Consider the following 22,352-nt stretch of genomic DNA (forward strand, 5'->3'; position numbering starts at 1 on the left):
AAAAGATATTTTTAAGGAAAAAACCACCTTTACTTTAATTCTACATCCAAGGCAAGTAAAGCAAAACTTCCAAGCCAATGAGATCCAAGATAATCTTCTTCTATATGTGCTATTGCTTCATCAAAGTGTTTTATAGCATTTTCTCTTAGAATATTCTTCAATTCTTCATCACAAAAATTAGATAAAATTTTCAAACACCAAGAGCGACTCAAATTAAGCCCATCTAAATGTGCAATTTTTCCATCACTTCTATCGCTTACCCTTACAGGATTAAATAAAGTTCGAGGCTCTTTTTTATCTAAATTTGGTAAATACTGCACGAAAAAACTTTTAAATTCATCCTTAGGCAAAACAGCACTTAAAAGCACAGCTTCCATTAAAACTGGTGACAAAAACTCATCTCCGCAAGGCTCTAAGGTTTGCATATTTTTATCATTCAAGAACCATCTTTTAGCACTTTCAATAATACATTGTTCCAACTCTACATCTTTCTTAAATCTTGCAAACTCCAAAGCAAAATACAATGCAAAAGAACTATTAAAATGAGTCCCTACTCGGATTGGATAATCCATTTTTGGTAAGAATTCTTTAAATTCTTTAACGAAAAAATCCGCAATGCCTTCTAAATTTTTAGCCCATGCTTGTGCATCTTTATTTTCTTTAGCAAGTAAATTAATTTCCAAAGCTAACTTTAAAAACCACCCCCATCCATAAGGTCTTTCAAAACCTTTATGATCTGGATTTTCTAAATATCTTAATTCCCCATTTGCCTTTTCTTTGCTAAATTGAGAATTTAAAGCCTTTGTAATCTCATCAACCGGAGCAAATTTGGAAAAATTCCTTAAGATTTTCACTAAAAGCCAGTGAGAATGCACACTAGAATGCCAATCATAAGATCCATAAAATATAGGATACATTTGCTTAGGTATTTTTATGTCATTAAGATCATTAAAAGAATGAGTGATTTTGTTTGGTAACTCTCTAAAAATATTTTCTAAAGCTATAGAACTAAATTGTTTGATAAATTCTTTCATTACTTTCTCCTTAAAAATTAAAAGCTAAAAAATACATTAAAAAAATATTGGCCACCAATAAAAGCAATCCTGACATAAATTGTGCTTTGATAACACCATTTTTATCATCTAAATTTAAAAGAGCTGCTGGAACGGTATTAAAATTAGCCGCCATAGGCGTCATTAAAGTGCCACAAAATCCGCTAAGCATACCTATAGCTCCTACTATAGCAGGATTTGCATGCATATTTACGATTAAAACAGGTAAGGCAATAGCAGCACTAATCACAGGAAAAGCAGCAAAAGCATTTCCCATAATCATGGTTAAAAGAGCCATACATATACAATAAACAGCTACAGCTATAAAACTATTGCTTAAAGAAATATAATTTGATAATAACTTTTCAACTTCATTACCCATACCGGTAGAAACAAAAATAACTCCAAGCGTTGCTAAAATTTGAGGCAATAAAGCAGCCCAACTTATATGATCCATAGTGTGTGTTGCATCTTTTATTGCCTTTTTGGGAGAAGCTTTAAACATAAAACACGCCAAGATAAAAGAGAATATAATAGCTAAAATTAAAGAAATTAAAGTAGCATTTTTAGCTTCAAAAAAACTACAATAAGGAAGTAAAAAAGTTCCTGTAAGAGTTATAAAAGGCACCAACAAAGCTGGAATAAAAAGTTTATGTCTATAGATATTAGCACTTTGAATTTCATATTCTTTTTCTTTAGGTGTAATCTCAATTTTTTCAGGTTTTAACCAATTTAATCCTGCAATAATAGCAAGCAAGATTACAATACAACCCATAATAAAATCGGATAAAATATTTGCAAGCAAAAAAGTCGCACTATAACTTGTCCAAAATATCCCTCCACTTAATCTAGCTTTTATTTTTTTATTTTTATTTAAAAAATTAAGAATTCCGAAAATCAAAAATAAAAATCCAACTATATAATATAACAAATCAAGAGTGAGCATCATCAACTCCATATGTCTTTTTTAGCCTTTTATCAAGTAAATATAATCTAAAACAATGAATAATTAAAGCTAAAATCCCGCTTGGTATTGCCCAAATGGACAAATCTATAGGACTAACTGAAATGTTATTATTTGCAAAAAAAGCTTGTATAAATAAAATAGAATGTACTGCTATAAAGATATCTTCACCAAAAAAAACAGCAACATTATCTGTAGCTGCAGAATAAGCTTTTATTTTTTGACTATCTTTGCGAGTGAGATTTTTAAATTTAAGTTTTGCAGCCGCTTCAGCCATCGGCGCTATTAAAGGTTTTATCATTTGTGCATGACCACCCAAGGATAAAAGTCCAAGTGCCGCAGTTACTTGTCTAAAAATAAAATATCCCATTAAAATTTTTCCTGTACTAGCAGTTTTAATTTTTGAAATTAAATTTTTCGCTTGCTCTTTTAAACCTTTACGTTCTAAAACAGCAAGCAAAGGTAATATTAACCATATGATTGCTACATAGCGATTATTTACAAAAGATTGTCCTATATCGCTAATTATTTTAAAAAAATCAAATTTGGCTATAATTCCAGCATAAATTCCTACAAAAGTCACAACCAAAAAAGGATTTAATCTAATTATAAAACCTAAAATAATTAAAGGAATGCAAGCAAGCAATAGCCAATTCATATTTTCTCCAAGGTTAAAATTTAAAAAGAAGTTAGAAAACTTACAATAAGTGATATTAGATTTGTGTAATAACCTAAACTCAAAGAGTCCTTAATCAACACTCTTTGAGTTTATTTATTTGCTTTTTCTATATATTCACCACGCACTGTATCTACGCGAATCACCTCTCCTTCTAAAACGTGAAAAGGAATTTGCACTACAGCACCTGTTTCAAGTGTAGCAGGTTTTTTATTTGAGCCCTGTGTATCTCCTTTAAAGTTAGGAGCAGTCTCAATTATCTTAAGTTCTACAACTTGAGGAACTTCTACACCAATAGCTTTGCCATTATGAAAAAGTACATCTACCATCATACCATCGAGCATCCACTTCTTAGCTTCACCTACATCCTCTTCGCTAATAGCTACTTGCTCATAAGTTTCTGTATCCATAAATTGACAATTTTCTCCATCGTCATAAAGATATTGCATTTTTTTATCTTCCAAGTTAGGAGCTTCGCATTTATCTCCTGCATGGAAAGTTTTTTCAAGAACTTTTCCGTCAATAAAAGATTTAATTTTAATACGGACAAAAGCAGGACCTTTTCCTGGTTTTACGTGCTGATATTCCACTATTTTAAAAGGAATTCCATCAATTTCTATCTTTAGTCCCTTTTTTAAATCACCCATTGAATAAGATGCCATAATGTTCCTTTTTATATTAAAATAAAACACAATTCTAGCAAAAATTACTTGATATCGCAATTAAATTTAAGTATTTTTGCGTTAGAATTTAAGACAAAGCATAGCAAATGCTCGCTTCCGTAACTTGGAAGAGGAAAGTCCGAGCTGCAAAAGACAAACATTCCATCTAACGGATGGCTAGGGAAACCTAAGGGACAGTGCAACAGAAAGCAAACTACCATAAAATATTATGGAAAAGGTGAAACGGCGGGGTAAGAGCCCACCAGCGATTTTGGCAACAATTTCGGCTATGTAAACCCAATGTGCAGCAAGAAGGGATGGTTTTAGTCTTTAATTTTACCCTTCGCTTGATTTTGTTTGCAAAAACAAAACTAGATAAATGAGCATTCTAGACAGAACTCGGCTTATCGCTATGCTTTTTTATAAATTTTAATTATTATTTAATTTATTAATTTCATGACTTCTTTAAAAGTGAAAAAAGAAACCAATTAAAAACTCTTAAAAAAGAGATTAATAAATCAATTTTCAAAGCAAAAAGAAATTTTTTATTGCACTTCAAGATGCTAAAAATACTTGGAAAAAAGATATAAAAATAAAAAACTTACCATTAGTAATTATTATAGGAAATGAAGGTGCAGGTAAAAGTACTTTTATTAATTATTCCAATATTGAATACCCATTAAGTGATAGTTTAGAATCTTATAAAAACTCCATAAATCAACTCGAAATTTCGCCCTTTATATTTCAAAAAATGGGGGCTTTATTGGATACAGAAGGCAACTATTTTTCTCAGGAAGAATTTTTTAAACCTACTAGTAGTGATGAATTACCAGAAGATGATTTAAATAAAAATAGAGATTTTTTAATAAAAAAATATATATGGAAAAATTTTTTAGCTTTTTTAAATAAAAATTTTTTTCATAGCAAACTTAATGGTATTGTTTTAATAATTGATACTATTCTTTTTTTAAATAGTCCAAAAGAATATTCTCAAAATCTCATTAGATACTTAACTAAAAGAGTGAATGAATGCGAAAATTCTTTAAATTTAAAATTACCTATTTATATAGTATTTTCTAAACTTGATTTAATCGAAGGAATGAAAGAATATTTTGATATTTTTAATGAGAAAATAGCTAATAAAGTTTTAGGTTTATCCTTTAGTCAAATATTAAGCGAAGAATATTTGGATCTCGAATTTAAAGATCTTAGCAACTCATTAACGCAATCTTTTATGAATAAAAATAATTTTATTTATAATTAATTTAGAAGATAAAAACAAAAGCTATCTTTTTCTGAAACAACTTGATAATTTATTTGCTTTAGTAAAAATCTTTATATTGGATATACAAAAAGAAAATAAACTTAAAAATAACTCATATATTAGAGGAGTTTATTTTGTAAGTGCTTACCAAGAAAATATTCCTAGAAATTTTTTACTCGACTCTATATGTGATAAATATAATTGCAAGAAAAATCTAGCTAAAACTAATTCGACTTACAATAAACAAAGTTATTTCGTTAAATCATTTGAAGATATTATTTTCAAAGATTATTCTCTAAGCACAATAAGAACTTATATAAAGAATTTATCTCTTCTAATTTTAGTTTTAATAATAACCATAGGAACTTATACTTTATCTCTCTATCTCATTTCTAAAAACAATTTCGAATTTCAAAAAAAGCAATAAAACTTTAGATCTGCTACACTCGCTGTTTAAAAATCAAAACTACAATGAACTAAATATTGAAGAAAAAGCAGAGTTTCTTATTAAATTAAAAAATATTTTAATATATATCCACAACTTTGGGAAAATGAAAGTATTTTGCAATATTTTAATTTAAATATATTCTAATAAAGGATTTGAAAAAGCTAAAAGTTTTATTATGAACTTAATGAAAATGTTTTAAAAAACACTCTACCAAAAGAAATGGAAAATATACTTCAAACAAGTCAAGATAAAGAAAATTTAATCAAAACTTTATATATGTATAAATCTTTGTTTGAACAAAAATATCTCAATAAAAATTTGCTAAAATTGTGGATTAATGACAATTGGGATCATTTGGAAAAATACAAAATTTCAAAAGAAAACTTTATGTCAGGCATTAATGAGCTTAAACAAATCAATTTAGAAAGCTTCAAAGAAGATGTAAAAGTGTAAAATTAGCAACAAATAAACTTGAAATGATTAGTAGGATTCAAAGAATTTATATCCTTCTTAATTTTTTTAAATAGTGATAAGCCTAAAGAAAAATATATTATAAAAGAAGAATTAGGTTTTAATGCTAATAGTATTTTTTCAAACAATTCTCAAATAAACTTGATTGATAAAATTTATACCAAATCTGGCATGATGGATTTTTTAAATACTCTAAATCAGCAAATCGATTAATACTATTAAGATTGAATCTTGGATGCTAAAAAATACTTCGAAAGAAAATAAAAATCATATTACTATGGGAATATTAAAATTATATTTAAACGCGTATCAAAGTTGGCAAAATATTCTTTTTTATTTAAGTCCTGTTCGGTACAACACAAAAGAAGCTATGCTTAACGAACTTAATATTTTATCGAAGAAAGAAAATCCTCTATATTCTTTACTCAAAATTATTAGCTCAAATACAAATCTAAATGATGCAACATTGCTTACACAAGCGTATAATTTAGGTCTTAATGCTGCAGAAGTTAAATCTAGTTTTATAAATATCTCCAATAAATTTGCACCGTATCATAAACTTTTAAATAAAAATGCGATTTTAAGTGTTGGGAGATATCGAAATTGGAAAAAATTCTAATGAGGAGCAATTTTAAATTCCTTAAATGTAAATACAAACAATCTTGCAAATAAGATAATAGATTTTAATTCAAATAATAATCAAAGCATTGAAGAAAATTTCATACGCTTTAGGAAATAACAAAGATACTAATGATGCCTTTGTTATGTTTAACACTTACACCAAAAAATTGCTTAACGATTTAGAAAGATACTACAATGAACTTTCTAACTATTCTTGGAATTTAATAGAAAATTATGGGATCTCTTTATTTAACAATGCTTGGATTAATGAAGTTTATACTCCATTTATAAATGATATTGCACTATTTTATCCTTTTAATAAAGAAAGTACAACAGATCTGAGTATGGATAGTTTTAAAACATTTTTTGGAAAAAATGGTATTTTAAGTAATTTTTACAAGAGATATCTCAAAAATGTCTTAATAAAAAGAAGAACACCTATCTTATTAATTCTAAATTCTCTTCTAAATTAAATTTTTCTAAAGAATTTATAAATTTTATTACTGATGCAACTAATCTTTCAAACTTAATGCTTAATGCGAATGATAATTTAAAAATCATATTCACCTTACAAAGTCTTGATTTAAGTGGTGATTTTTCTTTCATAGACTTAAATTATCAAAATAAAAATATAAGATATGACCATACTTTTAATCCAACTTTGCAAATTGTTGCCGAGGAATTTAATAATGGGACAAATTTAACTTTAATTGCTCATAGCTATTCTAACACGAATTTAAATTATGAAAAATCCTATAAAGGCAATGGGCTTGGTATAAATTTATAAAAGAAAGAAAGTAAGAATGATATGGGAAATTATAGTATATTTTTCAACAATAATAAAAATCTTTATTTTGATTTTAAAATTATTAATGGAATTGATGAACTAAATCAAGTGCTTCAAATTTTCAATGATTTTAAAATTATAGAAAATACAACAAAAACCAAAAGCGAGTAGATTAATGGAAAAAATACAAATTGGAATTATTATAGAAAATTCTGAAGAATGCGAAAGCCATTTTAAATCTTGTATATTTGAAACAGAAGATGGATTAATAGGAAGTAGGAGGATTGTAAATTTTATGTTCGAGACAAATTACAACAAATAAAAAAAATACACGCTAAAATATCCTACGAAGAAGATTCCTTTACAATAACCCCTATTGAAGATGCTGAAATTTATTACAATGGCTCATTTTCAAAAATGTCTAGTAGTTATGATACTATGATCAACAAAGGAGATACCTTTAAAATTGGCAATATAGAATTTCGCTTTGTTGATGCAAAAAACATTGAGAAAAATTTTCAAGAAAATAAAAATAAATTAGATATTGAAAAAAAATGAAGAATTTGATAGAATTGAAATCAAACCTAGAGGTAAAACTGATCTTGATTTTAACGAAAAAGAAGAATTAAAAAATACTATAAAATCAAATGATTATGATTTTATAGAAGAAAAAACAGAGAGTGATTTAAAAAAATGCACAAAAAGATTTAAATTCTCTTGAGTATGATAATATTTTAACAAGTTTGACAAAAGTCTTTAAAAATTTAAAAACTCAACAAAAAAGTTCAAAATTAAATATGAAACATCCTAGTCTTAATATAAAAGAATTAGAAAGCATTATAGATAATATTCCCTTAATAAAATCTACAAAATTGCTTAACATTTTTAGAATTATAAAAGAGTTATATAGTCCTATATTTGAAGAAATGGAAGAGAATATATTTATTAAATATCTAGAATCTGCTTTACAAAATAATATCAAAGAAGATAAAATCCTTTTTGAAAACTTAACCATAAAAGCATTGGAAAAATATATTAAAGAATTTAAAAAATAACTTTGTCTAAGAATTATAAAATTTGCGAAGGATTTTATTTGCTGTATAATATCCACCTAAAATAGTGCCTGTAAAGCCTCCACCTGGAAAAGTAAAGGCTGAAGCAAAAAATAAATTTTTAACACTTTTAGAAACATAATTTAAACGATAAGATCTTCCTTCATTATCTTGAGAAAATCCATATGCAGCACCTTCCTTTGCTCGAGTATATCTTAAAATACTCTTAGGTGTAGCTAGTTCCGAATGTATCATATAAGAACTTAAATTTGGAAAATATTCATCTAGTTTAGAAATAATAGATTGCAAAATCTCTTCTTTTTTAGCTTTATATTTTTCTTTATCTAAATCCCACTCCTTAAAATGAGAGGAAATAGCTACAACACCTAAAAATCTATCGTTTTTTTGACTCAATCCGTTATCTATTTTTGAATAATTTACAAAAGCTAAAGTTCTTTTTGAAATTTCAAAATCCAATGTATTGCTATTACTAGAATTAAAAAATTCTTTATCAAGAATAAAATTTGCATAGTCCATATTTGGATAAATTTCAGAAATATTTCGATCATAAATAAGATAAGCGCTGATTAAAGAACAAGCCCTATTTTTATTTTTTATTTCTTTAATATCTAAAGACAAATCTAAATTTTGATTTTTTAAAAGTTCATTATAAACAATTTCTGGATCGCAATTTGCTATAATATTATCAGCATGTACTTCAAAAAATTTTCCATTTTGTTTATAGCGCACTCCAGTTGCTTTAGAATTTGAAGTTAAAATCTCTACTACCTCACACTTTGATTTTACCTCTCCATTATTTTCGCAAATAATCTCCTCAAAAGCTTTACTTAAAGCACCCGAACCTCCTTTAACATAGACAGATCCATCATAGTAATGTTTTTGTGCAATTGCATGAAAACTCCAAATAAATTTTTTAGGATCGTGATGATAATAACCTATATTTATATTTAAAATTTTTTTTAATTTGTCATCATTGATAATCGAATCTAAAACATCACTCACCTTTAAATTTAACAATTTATTTTTTAAAAAAATCCATCCTGTAGTAAAAGGAAATAGAAACAATTCAAGTTTATTCATATCCCAAGAAAACCTACGTGCAGAATAAGCTTGAAGCTTAATGGCTTTAAAATATTTTTTAATTCCTTTTTCTTCATGAGGAAAAGATTGAATTAAGGTTTTTTTAACTTCTCCTCCATGTGGAATTTGTAAATGAAAATCTTTAGATAAGATACTCCAAACACTAGGCAAAGAAACAAGCTCGATTTTTTCCATTAAGCCTAATTTCTTAAAAACCATCTTTTTCATATCGGTTTTTGGATCTCCCCAATCCATTTCATGGAGTCCTGCATCAATTAACATATCTTTCCGTTTAAAGCAAGTTGCGCATCCTCCAATTAAAGAATGTTGTTCTAAAACTAAAACTTTTTTACCATTTTTAGCCAAATACGAAGCCGCACTCAATCCACCTAACCCCGATCCTATAACAATTACATCAAATTTATTCATTAAAATCTTTCTTGATATTTTCCAAAATTAATTTTCTATCAGGTTTAATAAAATTATATTTTTTAAATTCTTCATCTAAAATTTTATACCATTTTAAAGTAGGCCCAAAAAGAACTTTTATTTTTATTTTTATTTTTAAACTATTACCTTCTTCTTTGGCTGCAATATCATAAATTTTATTATTTTTAATGTTTAATATTTTTCCTTTATCAAAATTATACTCATCAACTTTTTCCAAACCCCACATAAAAATTTGATTTTTATTTTCGCTTTTGTGAAAACTTTTATCACTATACCCTAATGCATAAGCATAATATTTATGATTATATTCAAGAATTTCTACAACAGCTTGTTTATTATTTTCATCTTTTTCTAAAATATAATAACCACTTATATTCGCATAAGTAAAACTAACAATAAAACACAATAATAAATTTCTCATTACATCCACTCTAGAACTTGACTTAATTCTTTAGCCACAAAACATTTCAAACCTACATCTTCAATAGGTTTTGAAGGAATAATAGCATTTTTAAATTTTTGCATTTTTGCTTCTTTTAAACGAGTATCAAGACTAAAAACTTCTCTAATTTCACCATTTAAACTAAGCTCTCCGATAAAAACACTATCCTTACTTAAAGGACGATTTTTAAAACTCGAAATTATAGCCGCTACCACAGCCAAATCAGCTGCAGTTTCACTTACTCTAACGCCACCGCTGATATTTACAAACACATCATAATGCCCTAATGGAATTTCAAGCTTTCTTTCAAGCAATGCCAAAAGCATATCGAGACGATTTTTTTCATAGCCTGTAGCACTGCGTTTTGGATAAGCACTTTCACAAACCAAAGCTTGCACCTCTAAAACCAAAGCACGAGAACCCTCCATAACAACACCTAAAGCACTCCCTGAAATGGCTCTTCCACGAGTAAAAAAGCGATTGGCCAAATCTTTTGCACTCATTAAACCCTTAGAAGTCATTTCAAAAATTCCTACTTCGCTCGTCCCGCCAAAACGATTTTTAAAGCCTCTTAAAAGCCTGATTTCTTTTGTTGCATCACCTTCAAAATAAAGCACTACATCTACCATATGTTCCAAAACTCTAGGTCCTGCTATAGACCCTTCTTTGGTGATATGTCCTATAATGAAAGTGCTTATATTAAAAGCTTTACTTACTCTCATAAGCTCAAAAGTAATCTCGCGCACCTGCGTAATACTTCCTGCTGCGGAAGAAATTTTATTAGAATATAAAGTTTGTATAGAATCAACGATTAAAATTTCATAATCTTTTTTGTGCAATTCTTCTAAAATATTTTCAAGACATAATTCGATCAATAAAAATAAATTTGGAGCATTTGCTTCAAGTCTATCCGCCCTTAATTTGATTTGCGCTTTGCTTTCTTCACCGCTGACATAAAGAACTTTTTTGCCTTTTTTGGCTAAATTTGAAGCAATTTTTAATAAAAGCGTTGATTTACCAACACCAGGACTTCCGCCAATAAGTACTAAAGAGCCCTCAACCAATCCTCCGCCTAAAACCAAATCAAGCTCATCATCCCCTGTGCTTGATCTTGAAAAATGTTCAAGCTCTACATCTTCGATACATACAGCTTCACTGGCTTTTGAACTTGCCTTTGCAATCTCTTTTAAAACTTTAATTTGCTCGGATTTTAACTCTATAAAACTATCCCAAGCACCGCATTCTGGACATTTTCCTAACCATTTGCTTTGTTGATTTCCGCAAGCTTGACATTCAAAAAGAATTCTATTTTTGGCCATTTACTCAAAAACGCCCTCTAATAAAATATCTAAAAAATTATCCGGATTAAATTCTATCAAATCTTCCATCTTTTCACCCACTCCTATATATAAAATAGGAAGTTCAAGTTCTCTTGCTATACCAAAAAGAGCTCCTCCTTTGGCTGTGCCATCAAGTTTAGTAATAATCACTCCATCAAGTTTAACAATTTCATTAAAAGCTTTAGCTTGTAAAATTCCTGCATTTCCTTGAGTGCCATCAAGTACTAGAATTTTTCTATGTGGAGCTCCTTCTAAGGCTTTATTTGAAATTCTTACGATTTTTTCAAGCTCATGAGCTAAATTTTTTTGATTTTGCAAACGACCTGCTGTATCTATGATAACTTGATCAAAATTTTTAGCCTTAGCCTTGCTGATCGTATCAAATGCAACTGCTGAAGGATCATGCCCTTGACTTGTAAGCACAATATCCACTCCAATTTTTTCAGACCAAAGGCGTAATTGTTCGATCGCACCTGCTCTAAAGGTATCACAAGCACCTAGCATCACTTTTTGTTGTCTGTTTTTATAAAAATGAGCAAGTTTAGCAATCGTCGTTGTTTTTCCTGCCCCATTAACTCCTAAAATCAATTCCACAAAAGGCTTAGAATTTACAATTTCAGATTTATCATAAAGAAAATAAGAACTCATTACTCGCTTCAAATCTTCTTTTTTGACTTCACTGCTAGGCGGTAAATAATAAATAATTTCCTCGACAATTTCATAACTTACATCAGATTCTAATAAAATTTCCTCAAGTAAATCTTTTGTTATTTTCTTATTCTCACCCTTAATGCCAACAATACTCTCAAGAGTTTTTGAAAGTCCTTTTTGCAAAAAGCCAAGCATTTATGATATTGCCTTTTGTATATCAATTTCTAACATTTCTTCAGGTATAAGACCTAAATATTCATTGATTAATTGGGAGTTTTTATCATATAAAAACATAGTAGGAATTCCATCAACTCCACCTAAAATTTTTGCCAAGAGATAATTATTTTCTCCATTTGCTATTTCATATATAATTTTATTTTTTTCTTTAAAAGCCTTAATTTCTTCATCGCTTTTATCTTCAAGTAAAACTCCTACTATATTAAAATCGTCTTTATATTTTTCTTGAAGTTTATTAAGATGTGGAATTTCCGCTATACATGGAGTACACCAAGTTGTAAAAAAAACAAATAAAGTGGCTTTATCATTATCAAAAGTTATTTTTCCATCATTTTTTTTAACAAAAATAGAATTTCCATCAATCAATTGGATATTAAAATCAACATCATCACCCTGTTCCAAATTAGCCTGTGAATCAATACTTGCATTATCATCACTATCTTGCTTGTTATCGCTACAAGCTATAAAAAAGCAAATTATAAAACTCAATAAAAATATTTTTTTCATAAAAACCAATCCATATCTTCAATTATTATTTAAAAGTGGTAAAATTATAACACAACTAAGATAATAAGTTTTTAAAAGGTACATAATGCAAAAAACTCATTTTAGAGAATTGCAAAAACTTCGACTCAAGCAACATAAAAAATTTTATTTTAAACAAGATTTTAAAATATTTAAAGAATGTTTTAAATTAATCAAAAAATTTAAAACAAAAAAGGTTTTAATTTTTATTCCTTTAAGTTATGAGCCAAATCTAATAAAATTTCGTCATTTATTTAGTAAAAAATGCATACTTTTTGCTCCATTTATGCAAGATAAAAGTTTAAAAATTGTAAAATTAAGATTACCTTTTATTAAAAAAAGGTTTGGAGTATTAGAACCTATGAACTCTTTTTTAGAAATTAAAATTGATCTAGCTATTGTGCCTGTTATAGGCATAGATAGAGATCTAAAAAGAATAGGACATGGGCAAGGGTTTTATGATAGATTTTTTGAAAATTTAAGTTATAAACCTTATATAATTTTCACTCAAAGTATCGATGCTTTTAGTGAAAAAAATATCACTGAAAAACACGATATTATGGGTGAATTTTATATCAATCCTTATAAAAAATATTTTAGGAAAGAAAACAAAAATGATAGAGTTAGTAATCGCACTTATAACCGCTTTAATCGGTCTTGGAATAGGATATTTAGTTGCCAAAAAAATCAACGATGCCAAGCATGAAATTTTTGTTGAGCAAGCAAAAGCAAGAGCAAAAGCTATAGAATATGAAGCAGAACTTATTTTAAAAGATGCTAAAAATTCTATTTTAAATGCTGAGCTCGAGGCTAAAAAAAAATATGAAGATAAAATTCACAAATTTCAAAGAGATTTTAGTCAAAAATTTGATGAATTATCCAAAAAAGAACAAAAACTTCAACTCCAAGAAGAAAATTTAAAAGAAAATCAAGAAAAACTAATTCATTCAAGAAAAGAAATTCAAGAATTGCATCTAGACGCTGATAAATTAAAAAATCAATATCAAACTAAACTCAGTGAAGTTCTTGGTATTTTAGAATGTTCTTCGGGATTAACCCAAAACGAAGCACGGGAATTTATTTTAAAAAAAGTTGAAGAAACCTCACGCGATCAAATTGCACATATAGTAAGAAAATATGAAGAAGAAGCTAAAAATGAAGCCAAAAGAAGAGCTAATTATATCATAGCTCAGGCTACTTCACGTTTTGCAGGTGAATTTGCTGCTGAAAGGCTTATTAATGTTATCAATATAAAAAATGATGAACTTAAGGGTAGAATTATAGGAAAAGAGGGGCGTAATGTTAAAACTCTAGAAATGGTTTTGGGGGTTGATATCATTATCGATGATACACCTGGAGCTATTATAGTCAGTTGCTTTAATCTTTATCGCCGTGCTATTGCTACAAAAGTAATAGAATTACTTGTAGAAGATGGAAGAATTCAGCCTGCGCGTATAGAAGAAGTTCATGAAAAAGTATGCCAAGAATTTGATAGTGCTATTTTAGAAGAAGGCGAAACTATAGTTATGGATTTAGGTTTGAGTAAAATTCACCCAGAAATTGTAAAACTCATTGGCAAACTTAAATATCGTGCAAGCTATGGGCAAAACGCCTTAGCGCATTCTTTAGAAGTAGCTCACTTAGCAGGGATTATTGCTGCTGAATGCGGAGGTGATGAAAATCTAGCAAGACGAGCTGGAATTTTACACGACATCGGAAAAGCCTTAACTCATGATTATGAAGGTTCACATGTAGATTTAGGTGCTGAACTTTGCAGACGCTATCAAGAACACCCAGTAGTAATTAACGCTATTTATGCTCATCACGGACACGAAGAAGCAACGAGTATTGAATCTGCTGCTGTGTGTGCTGCTGATACCTTAAGTGCTGCAAGACCTGGAGCGAGACGTGAAGTTTTAGAAGCCTTCTTGAAAAGAGTTACAGAGCTTGAAGAAATTGCAAAAAGCAAAGAAGGAATTAAAAACGCTTACGCTATTAATGCAGGTAGAGAAATTCGTGTCATTGCTAATGCAAGATTAATCAATGATAATGAAAGTGTTTTGTTGGCTAAAGAAATTGCTAATGAAATTCAAGAAAAAATGCAATATCCTGGAGAAATTAAAGTTAATGTCATACGGGAATTAAGATCTATAGAATACGCTAAATAAGGACTTATAATGCAAGATATGGTTGATACCTTAATCCAATATGGCTATATAGTCCTGTTTTTTTATTCTTTAGGTGGTGGCATGGTTGGAATTTTAGCTGCTGGAATACTTTGCTCTCAAGGAAAAATGGAAATTGGCCTATGTATTTTTCTAGCTTTTTTAGGAAATACTTTAGGCTCTACTTTGTTATTTATACTTGGAAAATATTACAAAAAAGACATCATGCCCTATTTTAAAAATCATCGGCGCAAACTTGCACTAGCAACAATGAAAATCAAACAATACGGCACGATTTTACTTATTGTGCAAAAATTTATTTATGGATTAAAAACTTTCATACCTATAGCGGCTGGAATAGCAAAATATAATTTTACAAAATTTGCTATGATTAACACCTTAGCAAGTTTAATATGGTCAATTATTTTAGGTTTTGGTGCTTATAGCTTTGGATATATTATAGAAACAATTTTTAACAAGCTTAGTTCTTATCCTTACATTGCACCTCTTTTTTTACTAATACTTGCTGGAATTATTTGGTTTTATTTGGCTAAATTTTCTAAAAAATAATGTTTTGGCGGAATTCTTTTTTTAATAGTTTAAAAGAATTTCGTTATATATTTTTATTTGGAATAATAATTTTTATTTTTAATCTATCTTTAGAATATTATGATTTTTTATCATTTAAAAAAAATAAACATTATTTAGTAGAAAATGCCACTTTAATGCAAAACTATATAAAATACAATAAAAAAAAATAAAAAATATTGGGTTTTGAAAATACAAACAAAAGATTTTACTTTTTACACGACAAGTTTTAAAGATTTAAATTTAAGCGATAATCAACTTTTAAATTTAAGAATCATTACTGAAAATATCAATTTCAAAGATTATCTTAGCCAAACTTTTTACGTGCCTAGTTATGATCTTGAAAAGCTAAAAATAAAAGAACAAAATGCCGTTGTTTCTTATTTTTTAAACCAACATGAAAACAAAAAAATTCGCGAATTTTATGGTGCTTTGTTTTTTGCATTACCTATATCTAAAGATTTAAGAAATGATGTTAATTATTATGGAATTGCTCATTTAATCGCTATTAGTGGGTATCATATCGGTCTTATTTTTAGTTTGATATTTTTTATCCTAATTCCAATTTATAGCTTTTTTCAAAAAAAATATTTTCCTTATAGAAATCTGCGTTTTGATTTAAGTATTTTAATTTTTATTTTGCTTTTTTCTTATACCTATCTTATAGGCTTTGTTCCTTCTTATGTGCGTTCTTTAACTATGGCTATTTTTGGATTTTATCTTATTTGTAAAAATATCAAAGTGCTTAATTTTTTCACACTTTTTACCAGTGTTTTTATTTGTATTTGTTGCTATCCTAAGCTTTTATTTAGCGTGGGATTTTTATTTTCCATCATGGGAGTTTTTTATATTTTTTTATATTTACATCATTTTTCAAAATCTTTTAACGCTTTTTTCAATGTACTTTTTTTAAATATATGGACTTTTTTTGCTATGACTTTACCCGTTATTTATTTCTTTCCATTGATTAGTTATCAACAAATTTTATCCATATTTTTAAGTGCTATCTTTGTAATATTTTATCCCTTAAGTTTGATTTTACATTTTATTGGAATTGGAGATCTATTTGATTTTGCATTGAAAGAATTTTTTGATTTTAAATTTTATGCAAGCAATGTTCAAATTCCATTTTGGATTTTTATCAGTTATATTGGAGTTTCACTTTTGTCGATTCGTTTTAAATTATTAGCTCTTTTTTGTATTTTTTCTAACCTTCTTCCCTTCATTATCATTGTGATTTAGAAAAAAATAAACCTTAAGTCCAAAAAGGTAAATTATCCAAGAAATATAAATCCAAATAAAGAAAAAAAGTATAGTGGAAAAAGATCCATAAACACTTGCATAGGTTTTATTATAAACTATATAATAAACAAATAAATTCTTTCCGATATACCAAATAGCACTTGCACTAAAGGACACAAGAAATAAACTTTTTAAAGAACTTTTATGCACAGAACTTGAATAAGATATAAAAAACAAACCCCAAACAATCACAAAAGGTAGAATTTCAAAAAAATTAAATCCTATTTTATAATCATCCAAAGTTTGCTGAATAAAGCCAGAAATATAAAAACTAAGCCCGAGTCCCAAAGGAACGAGAGTCAATAAAGTCCAATAAGAACTAATGCTTTGCCAAATTCCTTTAGGTTCGCTTTTAGTGATACGATTGATAACAAAATCATAACCAGAAAAAAACGCTAAGGAAGTAAAAGTCATCGCTATAAGACCCACTATACCTAAATTTACGCTATTTTTTAAAAAAGTATCTAAATAAGTAGCCACTATATCTTGTTGAGCAGGAATTAAAAAAGCAAAAATAACACGCTTAGCTTTTTCATAATATATCTTAAAGCTTGAAATTTGAGTAAAAACAGAAAAGCATATAAATAAAATCGGAATTAAAGATAAAATTGTATAAAAACTAAGCGCAGCAGCATAATTTAAAATTTCTTTATCGCGAATACTCCATAAAATATTAAAAATCCTTTTCAAATTTTCATTCCTTTAAAGTCCCATTTTAAAAGGGTTAAGTATGTTATTTGGATCAAAGGCTTTTTTTATATTTCTCATCAAATTCATTTCAGCATCAGAAAAAGCTAAATTCATAAAAGATGCTTTTGAAATTCCTATACCATGTTCTCCGCTTAAAGTCCCACCTAGTTTAATCGTGAGCTTAAAAACCTCTTCTACAGCTAAATGTCCTTTTTTAACCTGTTCTTGATCATTTTTATCTTCAATCATAATATTAGTATGAACATTACCATCTCCTGTGTGACCAAAACAAGGAATTTTAAAACCATATTTTTTTGAAATTTCAGCAATTCCTTCTAGTAAATCAGGAAGTTTTGATCTAGGGACAGTTATATCCTCATTTAACTTTAAACTTCCATACACAGTAATGCTTTGAGAACAACTTTTACGAGCAAACCATATATCTTTGGCTTCTTTTTCATCTTTAGCAATTTTAAATTCACTTGCATTTTCTTCTAAAAAATAATGTTTTATGGTTTTTAAATCTTCATCAATTACCTCTTGAATATTTCCATCAACCTCGACAATTAAAATTGCTCCTGCATCTTTAGGAAGTCCTATATTAAATTTATTTTCCACTGCACAAATGCTAAGATTATCTAAAAATTCCATCGAAACAGGAGTAACACCACTTGCTAAAGTCTTAAAAACAGCATTCATAGCACTTTTTACGCTTGGAAAAACTCCCATGGCTGTTTTTTTAAATTTAGGCAGAGCAATCAATTTTAATGTTAGCTCACTAAAAACAGCCAAAGAACCTTCGCTAGCAATTAAAATTCCAGCTAAATTATAACCCGCGACATCTTTTATAGTTCGTTTCCCAGCAGAAATTATTTCTCCATTAGGTAAAACTGCCCTTAAGGCCATTACATAATCCTTTGTAATCCCATACTTAGTCGCACGCATTCCACCAGCATTTTCACTCACATTTCCACCCAAACTAGAATGTTCCATACTTGCAGGATCAGGGGGATAAAAAAGTCCGTATTTAGTCACTTCTTTTTGTAAATGCATATTGATAACACCAGGTTGCACTACAGCAACCAAATTACCTAAATCAATTTCTAAAATTTTATTCATATGTTTTTCAAAAGCTAAAACCAAACCTCCATTTACAGCCAAAGCACCACCACTAAAGCCAGATCCTGCACCACGAGGAATTATGATAATACCTTTATCATTGCAAAATTTTAAAATCTTAGAAATATCCTCTTCATCTCTTGGAAAGAGAACTCCATCTGGTAAGTAATGTTTTTTGGTTGCATCGTAGCTATAAACACGCCTATGGGCTTCATCAAAATAAACATTCTCTTCACCTAAAAGCTGTTTAAAATATTGTTCAAATTCTACTTTCATTGAAAAGCTATTAAACCTTAGAAAAATCAATTAAAGCATTATAATATCTATAATAATTACCTATTTCTTGAGAATTTAAATCAAAAAAATTACTTCTATATCCCCCTATGCGAGAAAAAAATGGTATCTGTATATTAGAAGACTTAAAAATAGGTATTTCAAAAAGTTCTTTAAAATTTTGACAATCAACAACTTTCGCTTTATCTTCCAATGCAAAAACCAAAATCCCCACTGCATTGTCTGCACAAAATTTTCTAAAATCACTTCGTTTTGGGGCTAAAGTCGAAGTTCTAATCAATTGTGCTCCAAAAACATCTATATGGGTAAAATAAATTTGAGGAAAATCTAATACAAGTTCATTATAAGTTTTTTCATCTGGAGCAATAACCACACCTCTATCATAAAGAAAATTTAAAATAACTTCATCACCACCTTTAGGCAAAACATCAGGTAAAGGCAAAGCCTTTTGTTCTAGATCTGAAAAAACACTGAATTCTAATTTTGCAAAACCATTTTCTTTTGCAATCACACTTGCTCTTGCAACAATACTTTTAGAAGTTTTAAATTGTTGCACAACAATACCGCTAGAATTAACCTTAATCTTCGGATCATCTTTAATATAACCATAAATATCATCCACTCTTAAAAGTTCAGTTTTGATAGGTTTTAAATTAAAATCTACAGCAAATACACTGATACTTAATGCCAAAAAAAATACTATAATCTTAAGCAAATGTTACTCCTTAAAAAATTATTTACAAAATTATATTCTTTTTTTATTAAGTAATTGTAAGGAAAATAAAGTAAAATATAGCTTTTATTTTTTTAAAATTTTTTCAAAATAAGGTTTTTTATGAGAAAAATTTTGCTTTTGTTTGTATTTGTTATTCAAAGCTTTGCTGCTTTAAGTATAGAAGAATCAACTTGGGATAACGGAGATACTTTGCTTAAATTTTTACAACGAAACTCCATTCCTATGTCACTTTATTATGAACTTGATAAAGAAGACCAAGAACTTGCTTCTGATATAGCCTATAACGTAAAATATCAAATTTTAAAAGATGAAAACAACAATATAGAACAAGTTCTAATCCCTATCAGTGATGATTTACAAATTCATATTTATAAAGACAAAAACAATCAATATACTCTTACTTTCACTCCAGTTTCTTATCAAAAAGATGATAGAATTTTACATTTAACAGTTAAAAACTCAGCTTATCAAGATGTATATGAAGAAAGCGGTAGCAGTACCTTAGCTCGTGCTATGGTTCGAGCTTTTAAAAGAAGTGTTAATTTTAGAAATATTCAAAAAGGAGATGAAATAACTCTTTATTATGAACAAAAACGTCGTATGGGGAGGCTTTGGGGAGATATTACAATTAAAATGGCATCGGTAGAAATCAATAAAAATATTCAAGAAGTTTTTTCTTATAATGATATTTTTTATGATAGAAATGGTAAAGAATTAGAGAATTTTTTACTCATCAAACCAGTTAATTATACAAGAATTTCCTCTCCTTTTAGCACTGCAAGATACCATCCTATACTTAAAAGATATCGTGCTCATCTTGGTATTGATTATGCAGCCCCTACTGGCACACCTGTTAAAAGTGCGGGTAAGGGAACAATTATTTTTGTAGGAACAAAAGGCGGATATGGAAATGTCGTTCAAATAAAGCATGATGCAGGTTATACCACTTTATATGCACATTTAAGTCGCTTTGCTAAAATTAAAAGCGGTCAAAAAGTAAATCAGGGACAAATCATTGCCTATGTGGGCTCAACAGGTATGAGCACAGGACCTCATTTGCATTTTGGAGTTTATCTTAATAATAAAGCTATCAATCCAACATCAGTAGTAAAAATTGCTAAATCTGAATTAAAAGGAAAACAAAAAAAAGAATTTGAAAACACTATAGTCCAATATGAAAAAACTGTTCAAGAAGCTTTAGAAACTCATCAACCAAATCCACCTAGAGAAGAAGAATTTGAAAACTATATAGAATTTTAATTGCTAAGCAGTGCTTTATCTTTTACCTCGATTAAAGAATTTAAAAGAGCGATGAGCTCTTCTTTTTCTTTAAAATCAATCTCATTAAAGGTAGAATTTACAAGTTGATTGACTAAAATTTCATTACATAGATCTAAATCACCAAATTCTCTAGCTTTTTGAATGATTTTTAAAACCCTTAAATCTTTTTTTTCATACATTTTAACCCTTTAAATAAATCACACTCACAAAACGTTTTTGTGTTTTATCTCGACGATAAGAAAAAAAATCTTTATTTTCAAAGCTACAAATTTCAGAGTCTAAAATATTATTTATATTTAAATTTTTGGCTTGGAATTTTACCAAAGACTTTAAGTCTAACTGATTACCTAATAAAAAATCTTTAAAATTTTCCTTGGCAAAATCTAAAACCTCTCCGCTAATTTCATAATTTTTCCAACAAATACTTGGCATAATAAAAAGATGAAATTTACTCCCATCCAAATTAGGACTTTCTAAACTAATCTTCTCTATACACTCTTTTAAAATATTTTTAAAACTTCCTTTTCTGCCAGAATGTAAAGCTGCTACAATGCCATCTTCGTGATATAGTAGCAAAGGCAAGCAATCCGCACTCAAAACACAAAGCGCAACATTTTTTTTCTTGGTAATCAAACCATCACAAGTAAGATCTTTTAAATTTGTATCATAAATTTGCACAAAACTAGAATGAATTTGATCCATAAAAACACATTCTGAAATACCCTCAAAACCCAAATGAGAAAATAAATTTTTCTTAAAAGAATTTGCTCTAAAAACACCATAATCTTGATCATAGGCACAAAAAATACTTACTTTTTCATTATCTAATAAAGATAAGAAATTTTTTCTATCTCTTTCCATGACATTTCCTTAGTATCTTTTAATTGCGCATATATATATCTAGCAAGCAAATCAGTTTCAATATTAATTTTTCTACCTATTTTATACTCTTTAAAAAGAGTTTCTTTAAAAGTGATGGGTATAATGGTTAATCTAATTTGATTCTCAAAAACCTCATTGATAGTTAAACTAACCCCATCGATCCCTATACTACCCTTAGAAGCGACAAATTTCATCGCATCTTTAGGCAATAAAATAAAAAAATCTACTCCATTTTCATCTTTATGAATTTGTTCAAGTGTTCCAATAAAATCAATATGTCCTTGCATCAAATGCCCATCAATTCTATCGCCAAACCTTAAAGCTGGCTCTATATGAACACTCTCTTTTAAATTTTGCACCGCTATATGCAAACGACTTTCATGAGAAAGCTCAACTTCAAAACCATCGTGATAAATTTTTGTCACACTCAAACAAGCTCCATTAACAGCTATGCTATCTCCTAAATTAGGCTTATATTGTGCTTTTAATCTTAAAATGTTATTCTGATAAGATACAACTTGTGCAATTTCTCTTATAAGACCATTAAACATT

General features: G+C 28.4%; 29 protein-coding genes, 1 other RNA gene and 2 pseudogenes. 17 read left to right on the forward strand and 15 right to left on the reverse strand.

What is annotated here, in order from left to right:
• Positions 1 to 29: 29 nt before the first annotated feature.
• The 4 genes from CQA69_RS01615 to efp all read right to left on the reverse strand — a co-directional run bounded on the left by CQA69_RS01615 (position 30) and on the right by efp (position 3,354).
• On the reverse strand, positions 30 to 1,034 hold the full coding sequence (locus tag CQA69_RS01615) for a DUF2891 domain-containing protein (RefSeq protein ID WP_137620102.1): 1,005 nt from the start codon (positions 1,032 to 1,034) through the stop codon (positions 30 to 32).
• Between the two features lie 10 nt (positions 1,035 to 1,044).
• Complete coding sequence (locus CQA69_RS01620; protein ID WP_137620103.1) at positions 1,045 to 1,998, reverse strand: DUF979 domain-containing protein; 954 nt, start codon at positions 1,996 to 1,998, stop codon at positions 1,045 to 1,047.
• The gene (locus tag CQA69_RS01625) at positions 1,985 to 2,674 is read right to left on the reverse strand and encodes a DUF969 domain-containing protein (RefSeq protein ID WP_137620104.1); all 690 of its coding nucleotides are present in this window, start codon (positions 2,672 to 2,674) and stop codon (positions 1,985 to 1,987) included. Before CQA69_RS01625 ends, CQA69_RS01620 begins: the two co-directional genes overlap by 14 nt.
• Before the next feature lie 110 nt (positions 2,675 to 2,784).
• A complete protein-coding gene (gene efp / locus CQA69_RS01630) occupies positions 2,785 to 3,354 on the reverse strand; it encodes an elongation factor P (protein WP_137620105.1) in 570 nt (189 codons plus the stop codon).
• Positions 3,355 to 3,449: 95 nt separating this feature from the next.
• Here efp and rnpB point away from each other — a divergent pair.
• The 12 genes and pseudogenes from rnpB to CQA69_RS09110 all read left to right on the forward strand — a co-directional run bounded on the left by rnpB (position 3,450) and on the right by CQA69_RS09110 (position 8,000).
• Positions 3,450 to 3,777, forward strand: an RNA gene (gene rnpB / locus CQA69_RS01635) — RNase P RNA component class A.
• 340 nt (positions 3,778 to 4,117) lie between these two features.
• On the forward strand, positions 4,118 to 4,618 hold the full coding sequence (locus CQA69_RS09255; RefSeq protein WP_281275557.1) for a type VI secretion protein IcmF/TssM N-terminal domain-containing protein: 501 nt from the start codon (positions 4,118 to 4,120) through the stop codon (positions 4,616 to 4,618).
• Between the two features lie 31 nt (positions 4,619 to 4,649).
• Positions 4,650 to 5,045, forward strand: a complete 396-nt coding sequence (locus CQA69_RS09260; RefSeq protein ID WP_281275559.1) for a type VI secretion protein IcmF/TssM N-terminal domain-containing protein — start codon at positions 4,650 to 4,652, stop codon at positions 5,043 to 5,045.
• Between the two features lie 240 nt (positions 5,046 to 5,285).
• Positions 5,286 to 5,519, forward strand: coding sequence for a hypothetical protein (locus CQA69_RS09070; RefSeq protein ID WP_246023093.1), 234 nt, complete (start codon positions 5,286 to 5,288; stop codon positions 5,517 to 5,519).
• A gap of 253 nt (positions 5,520 to 5,772) precedes the next feature.
• Positions 5,773 to 6,156, forward strand: a complete 384-nt coding sequence (locus tag CQA69_RS09075; protein ID WP_246023094.1) for an ImcF-related family protein — start codon at positions 5,773 to 5,775, stop codon at positions 6,154 to 6,156.
• 88 nt (positions 6,157 to 6,244) lie between these two features.
• Positions 6,245 to 6,631, forward strand: a complete 387-nt coding sequence (locus CQA69_RS09080) for a hypothetical protein (RefSeq protein WP_246023095.1) — start codon at positions 6,245 to 6,247, stop codon at positions 6,629 to 6,631.
• A 56-nt stretch (positions 6,632 to 6,687) separates the two neighbouring features.
• Positions 6,688 to 6,945, forward strand: coding sequence for a hypothetical protein (locus tag CQA69_RS09085; RefSeq protein ID WP_246023096.1), 258 nt, complete (start codon positions 6,688 to 6,690; stop codon positions 6,943 to 6,945).
• 21 nt (positions 6,946 to 6,966) lie between these two features.
• Positions 6,967 to 7,116 (forward strand): hypothetical protein, encoded by a 150-nt coding sequence (locus CQA69_RS09090; protein WP_246023097.1) that lies wholly within the window; start codon positions 6,967 to 6,969, stop codon positions 7,114 to 7,116.
• A gap of 168 nt (positions 7,117 to 7,284) precedes the next feature.
• Positions 7,285 to 7,356: pseudogene (locus tag CQA69_RS09095) on the forward strand (hypothetical protein); the annotation flags it as partial.
• Between the two features lie 6 nt (positions 7,357 to 7,362).
• Positions 7,363 to 7,503, forward strand: a complete 141-nt coding sequence (locus CQA69_RS09100) for a hypothetical protein (protein ID WP_246023098.1) — start codon at positions 7,363 to 7,365, stop codon at positions 7,501 to 7,503.
• Complete coding sequence (locus tag CQA69_RS09105; RefSeq protein WP_246023099.1) at positions 7,490 to 7,666, forward strand: hypothetical protein; 177 nt, start codon at positions 7,490 to 7,492, stop codon at positions 7,664 to 7,666. The genes CQA69_RS09100 and CQA69_RS09105 overlap by 14 nt, the downstream gene beginning before the upstream one ends.
• A gap of 76 nt (positions 7,667 to 7,742) precedes the next feature.
• Positions 7,743 to 8,000: a hypothetical protein gene (locus CQA69_RS09110; protein WP_246023100.1), complete on the forward strand. Its 258-nt coding sequence runs from the start codon at positions 7,743 to 7,745 to the stop codon at positions 7,998 to 8,000.
• Between the two features lie 6 nt (positions 8,001 to 8,006).
• Here CQA69_RS09110 and CQA69_RS01650 read toward each other — a convergent pair whose 3' ends face one another.
• The 5 genes from CQA69_RS01650 to CQA69_RS01670 are packed head-to-tail and all read right to left on the reverse strand — an operon-like array spanning position 8,007 to position 12,725.
• Complete coding sequence (locus CQA69_RS01650; protein WP_137620106.1) at positions 8,007 to 9,527, reverse strand: phytoene desaturase family protein; 1,521 nt, start codon at positions 9,525 to 9,527, stop codon at positions 8,007 to 8,009.
• The gene (locus tag CQA69_RS01655) at positions 9,520 to 9,969 is read right to left on the reverse strand and encodes a DUF2147 domain-containing protein (RefSeq protein WP_137620107.1); all 450 of its coding nucleotides are present in this window, start codon (positions 9,967 to 9,969) and stop codon (positions 9,520 to 9,522) included. Before CQA69_RS01655 ends, CQA69_RS01650 begins: the two co-directional genes overlap by 8 nt.
• Positions 9,969 to 11,309 (reverse strand): DNA repair protein RadA, encoded by a 1,341-nt coding sequence (gene radA / locus CQA69_RS01660; RefSeq protein WP_137620108.1) that lies wholly within the window; start codon positions 11,307 to 11,309, stop codon positions 9,969 to 9,971. The genes CQA69_RS01655 and radA overlap by 1 nt, the downstream gene beginning before the upstream one ends.
• Entirely contained in the window at positions 11,310 to 12,176 is an 867-nt protein-coding gene (gene ftsY, locus CQA69_RS01665; protein WP_137620109.1) for a signal recognition particle-docking protein FtsY, read from the reverse strand.
• Positions 12,177 to 12,725, reverse strand: coding sequence for a TlpA family protein disulfide reductase (locus tag CQA69_RS01670; RefSeq protein ID WP_137620110.1), 549 nt, complete (start codon positions 12,723 to 12,725; stop codon positions 12,177 to 12,179). It abuts the gene before it with no gap.
• Between the two features lie 85 nt (positions 12,726 to 12,810).
• On the opposite strand from CQA69_RS01670, the gene CQA69_RS01675 reads away from it, so the two are divergent.
• The 4 genes and pseudogenes from CQA69_RS01675 to CQA69_RS01690 all read left to right on the forward strand — a co-directional run bounded on the left by CQA69_RS01675 (position 12,811) and on the right by CQA69_RS01690 (position 16,738).
• Positions 12,811 to 13,449 (forward strand): 5-formyltetrahydrofolate cyclo-ligase, encoded by a 639-nt coding sequence (locus tag CQA69_RS01675; protein WP_137620111.1) that lies wholly within the window; start codon positions 12,811 to 12,813, stop codon positions 13,447 to 13,449.
• The gene (gene rny, locus CQA69_RS01680) at positions 13,358 to 14,911 is read left to right on the forward strand and encodes a ribonuclease Y (protein WP_137620112.1); all 1,554 of its coding nucleotides are present in this window, start codon (positions 13,358 to 13,360) and stop codon (positions 14,909 to 14,911) included. Before CQA69_RS01675 ends, rny begins: the two co-directional genes overlap by 92 nt.
• Positions 14,912 to 14,920: 9 nt before the next feature.
• Entirely contained in the window at positions 14,921 to 15,478 is a 558-nt protein-coding gene (locus CQA69_RS01685) for a DedA family protein (protein ID WP_137620113.1), read from the forward strand.
• Positions 15,478 to 16,738: pseudogene (locus tag CQA69_RS01690) on the forward strand (ComEC/Rec2 family competence protein). Before CQA69_RS01685 ends, CQA69_RS01690 begins: the two are co-directional and overlap by 1 nt.
• Here the strand turns inward: CQA69_RS01690 and CQA69_RS01695 are convergent.
• The 3 genes from CQA69_RS01695 to CQA69_RS01705 are packed head-to-tail and all read right to left on the reverse strand — an operon-like array spanning position 16,682 to position 19,616.
• Positions 16,682 to 17,488, reverse strand: coding sequence for a YihY/virulence factor BrkB family protein (locus tag CQA69_RS01695; RefSeq protein WP_137620114.1), 807 nt, complete (start codon positions 17,486 to 17,488; stop codon positions 16,682 to 16,684). The pseudogene CQA69_RS01690 and the gene CQA69_RS01695 sit on opposite strands and share 57 nt — an antisense overlap.
• Positions 17,489 to 17,500: 12 nt before the next feature.
• Complete coding sequence (locus tag CQA69_RS01700) at positions 17,501 to 18,883, reverse strand: FAD-linked oxidase C-terminal domain-containing protein (protein ID WP_137620115.1); 1,383 nt, start codon at positions 18,881 to 18,883, stop codon at positions 17,501 to 17,503.
• Between the two features lie 10 nt (positions 18,884 to 18,893).
• Positions 18,894 to 19,616, reverse strand: a complete 723-nt coding sequence (locus tag CQA69_RS01705; protein ID WP_137620116.1) for a plasminogen-binding N-terminal domain-containing protein — start codon at positions 19,614 to 19,616, stop codon at positions 18,894 to 18,896.
• A gap of 120 nt (positions 19,617 to 19,736) precedes the next feature.
• Between CQA69_RS01705 and pgp5 the strand changes: the two genes are divergently transcribed.
• Positions 19,737 to 20,897, forward strand: a complete 1,161-nt coding sequence (gene pgp5 / locus CQA69_RS01710) for a peptidoglycan metallopeptidase Pgp5 (RefSeq protein WP_137620117.1) — start codon at positions 19,737 to 19,739, stop codon at positions 20,895 to 20,897.
• On the opposite strand, the gene CQA69_RS01715 is transcribed toward pgp5, so the two are convergent.
• Genes CQA69_RS01715 through ribE form a run of 3 tightly spaced genes read right to left on the reverse strand, consistent with a single transcriptional unit; the run spans position 20,894 to position 22,351 of the window.
• A complete protein-coding gene (locus CQA69_RS01715; protein ID WP_137620118.1) occupies positions 20,894 to 21,097 on the reverse strand; it encodes a hypothetical protein in 204 nt (67 codons plus the stop codon). The two genes, pgp5 and CQA69_RS01715, sit on opposite strands and share 4 nt — an antisense overlap.
• A gap of 1 nt (position 21,098) precedes the next feature.
• The gene (locus CQA69_RS01720; protein ID WP_137620119.1) at positions 21,099 to 21,779 is read right to left on the reverse strand and encodes a polyphenol oxidase family protein; all 681 of its coding nucleotides are present in this window, start codon (positions 21,777 to 21,779) and stop codon (positions 21,099 to 21,101) included.
• Positions 21,743 to 22,351 (reverse strand): riboflavin synthase, encoded by a 609-nt coding sequence (ribE, locus tag CQA69_RS01725; RefSeq protein ID WP_137620120.1) that lies wholly within the window; start codon positions 22,349 to 22,351, stop codon positions 21,743 to 21,745. The genes CQA69_RS01720 and ribE overlap by 37 nt, the downstream gene beginning before the upstream one ends.
• Position 22,352 lies beyond the last annotated feature (1 nt).

It is taken from the genome of Campylobacter estrildidarum (genome assembly GCF_005406205.1).
GTDB classification, from domain to species: Bacteria; Campylobacterota; Campylobacteria; order Campylobacterales; family Campylobacteraceae; genus Campylobacter_D; species Campylobacter_D estrildidarum.

Excerpts from the sequence above, each read along its gene's own strand:
- CQA69_RS01615 (WP_137620102.1), bottom strand. The coding sequence starts at position 1,034 with ATGAAAGAATTTATCAAACAATTTAGTTCTATAGCTTTAGAAAATATT.
- CQA69_RS01650 (WP_137620106.1), bottom strand. The coding sequence starts at position 9,527 with ATGAATAAATTTGATGTAATTGTTATAGGATCGGGGTTAGGTGGATTG.
- CQA69_RS01655 (WP_137620107.1), bottom strand. The coding sequence starts at position 9,969 with ATGAGAAATTTATTATTGTGTTTTATTGTTAGTTTTACTTATGCGAAT.
- radA (WP_137620108.1), bottom strand. The coding sequence starts at position 11,309 with ATGGCCAAAAATAGAATTCTTTTTGAATGTCAAGCTTGCGGAAATCAA.
- CQA69_RS01720 (WP_137620119.1), bottom strand. The coding sequence starts at position 21,779 with ATGGAAAGAGATAGAAAAAATTTCTTATCTTTATTAGATAATGAAAAA.
- CQA69_RS09110 (WP_246023100.1), top strand. The coding sequence starts at position 7,743 with ATGAAACATCCTAGTCTTAATATAAAAGAATTAGAAAGCATTATAGAT.
- CQA69_RS01675 (WP_137620111.1), top strand. The coding sequence starts at position 12,811 with ATGCAAAAAACTCATTTTAGAGAATTGCAAAAACTTCGACTCAAGCAA.
- ribE (WP_137620120.1), bottom strand. The coding sequence starts at position 22,351 with ATGTTTAATGGTCTTATAAGAGAAATTGCACAAGTTGTATCTTATCAG.
- CQA69_RS01670 (WP_137620110.1), bottom strand. The coding sequence starts at position 12,725 with ATGAAAAAAATATTTTTATTGAGTTTTATAATTTGCTTTTTTATAGCT.
- CQA69_RS09070 (WP_246023093.1), top strand. The coding sequence starts at position 5,286 with ATGGAAAATATACTTCAAACAAGTCAAGATAAAGAAAATTTAATCAAA.
- CQA69_RS09075 (WP_246023094.1), top strand. The coding sequence starts at position 5,773 with ATGCTAAAAAATACTTCGAAAGAAAATAAAAATCATATTACTATGGGA.
- CQA69_RS01620 (WP_137620103.1), bottom strand. The coding sequence starts at position 1,998 with ATGCTCACTCTTGATTTGTTATATTATATAGTTGGATTTTTATTTTTG.
- CQA69_RS09100 (WP_246023098.1), top strand. The coding sequence starts at position 7,363 with ATGTCTAGTAGTTATGATACTATGATCAACAAAGGAGATACCTTTAAA.
- CQA69_RS01625 (WP_137620104.1), bottom strand. The coding sequence starts at position 2,674 with ATGAATTGGCTATTGCTTGCTTGCATTCCTTTAATTATTTTAGGTTTT.
- CQA69_RS09085 (WP_246023096.1), top strand. The coding sequence starts at position 6,688 with ATGCTTAATGCGAATGATAATTTAAAAATCATATTCACCTTACAAAGT.
- ftsY (WP_137620109.1), bottom strand. The coding sequence starts at position 12,176 with ATGCTTGGCTTTTTGCAAAAAGGACTTTCAAAAACTCTTGAGAGTATT.
- CQA69_RS01715 (WP_137620118.1), bottom strand. The coding sequence starts at position 21,097 with ATGTATGAAAAAAAAGATTTAAGGGTTTTAAAAATCATTCAAAAAGCT.
- efp (WP_137620105.1), bottom strand. The coding sequence starts at position 3,354 with ATGGCATCTTATTCAATGGGTGATTTAAAAAAGGGACTAAAGATAGAA.
- CQA69_RS01700 (WP_137620115.1), bottom strand. The coding sequence starts at position 18,883 with ATGAAAGTAGAATTTGAACAATATTTTAAACAGCTTTTAGGTGAAGAG.
- pgp5 (WP_137620117.1), top strand. The coding sequence starts at position 19,737 with ATGAGAAAAATTTTGCTTTTGTTTGTATTTGTTATTCAAAGCTTTGCT.
- rny (WP_137620112.1), top strand. The coding sequence starts at position 13,358 with ATGATAGAGTTAGTAATCGCACTTATAACCGCTTTAATCGGTCTTGGA.
- CQA69_RS09090 (WP_246023097.1), top strand. The coding sequence starts at position 6,967 with ATGGGAAATTATAGTATATTTTTCAACAATAATAAAAATCTTTATTTT.
- CQA69_RS01685 (WP_137620113.1), top strand. The coding sequence starts at position 14,921 with ATGCAAGATATGGTTGATACCTTAATCCAATATGGCTATATAGTCCTG.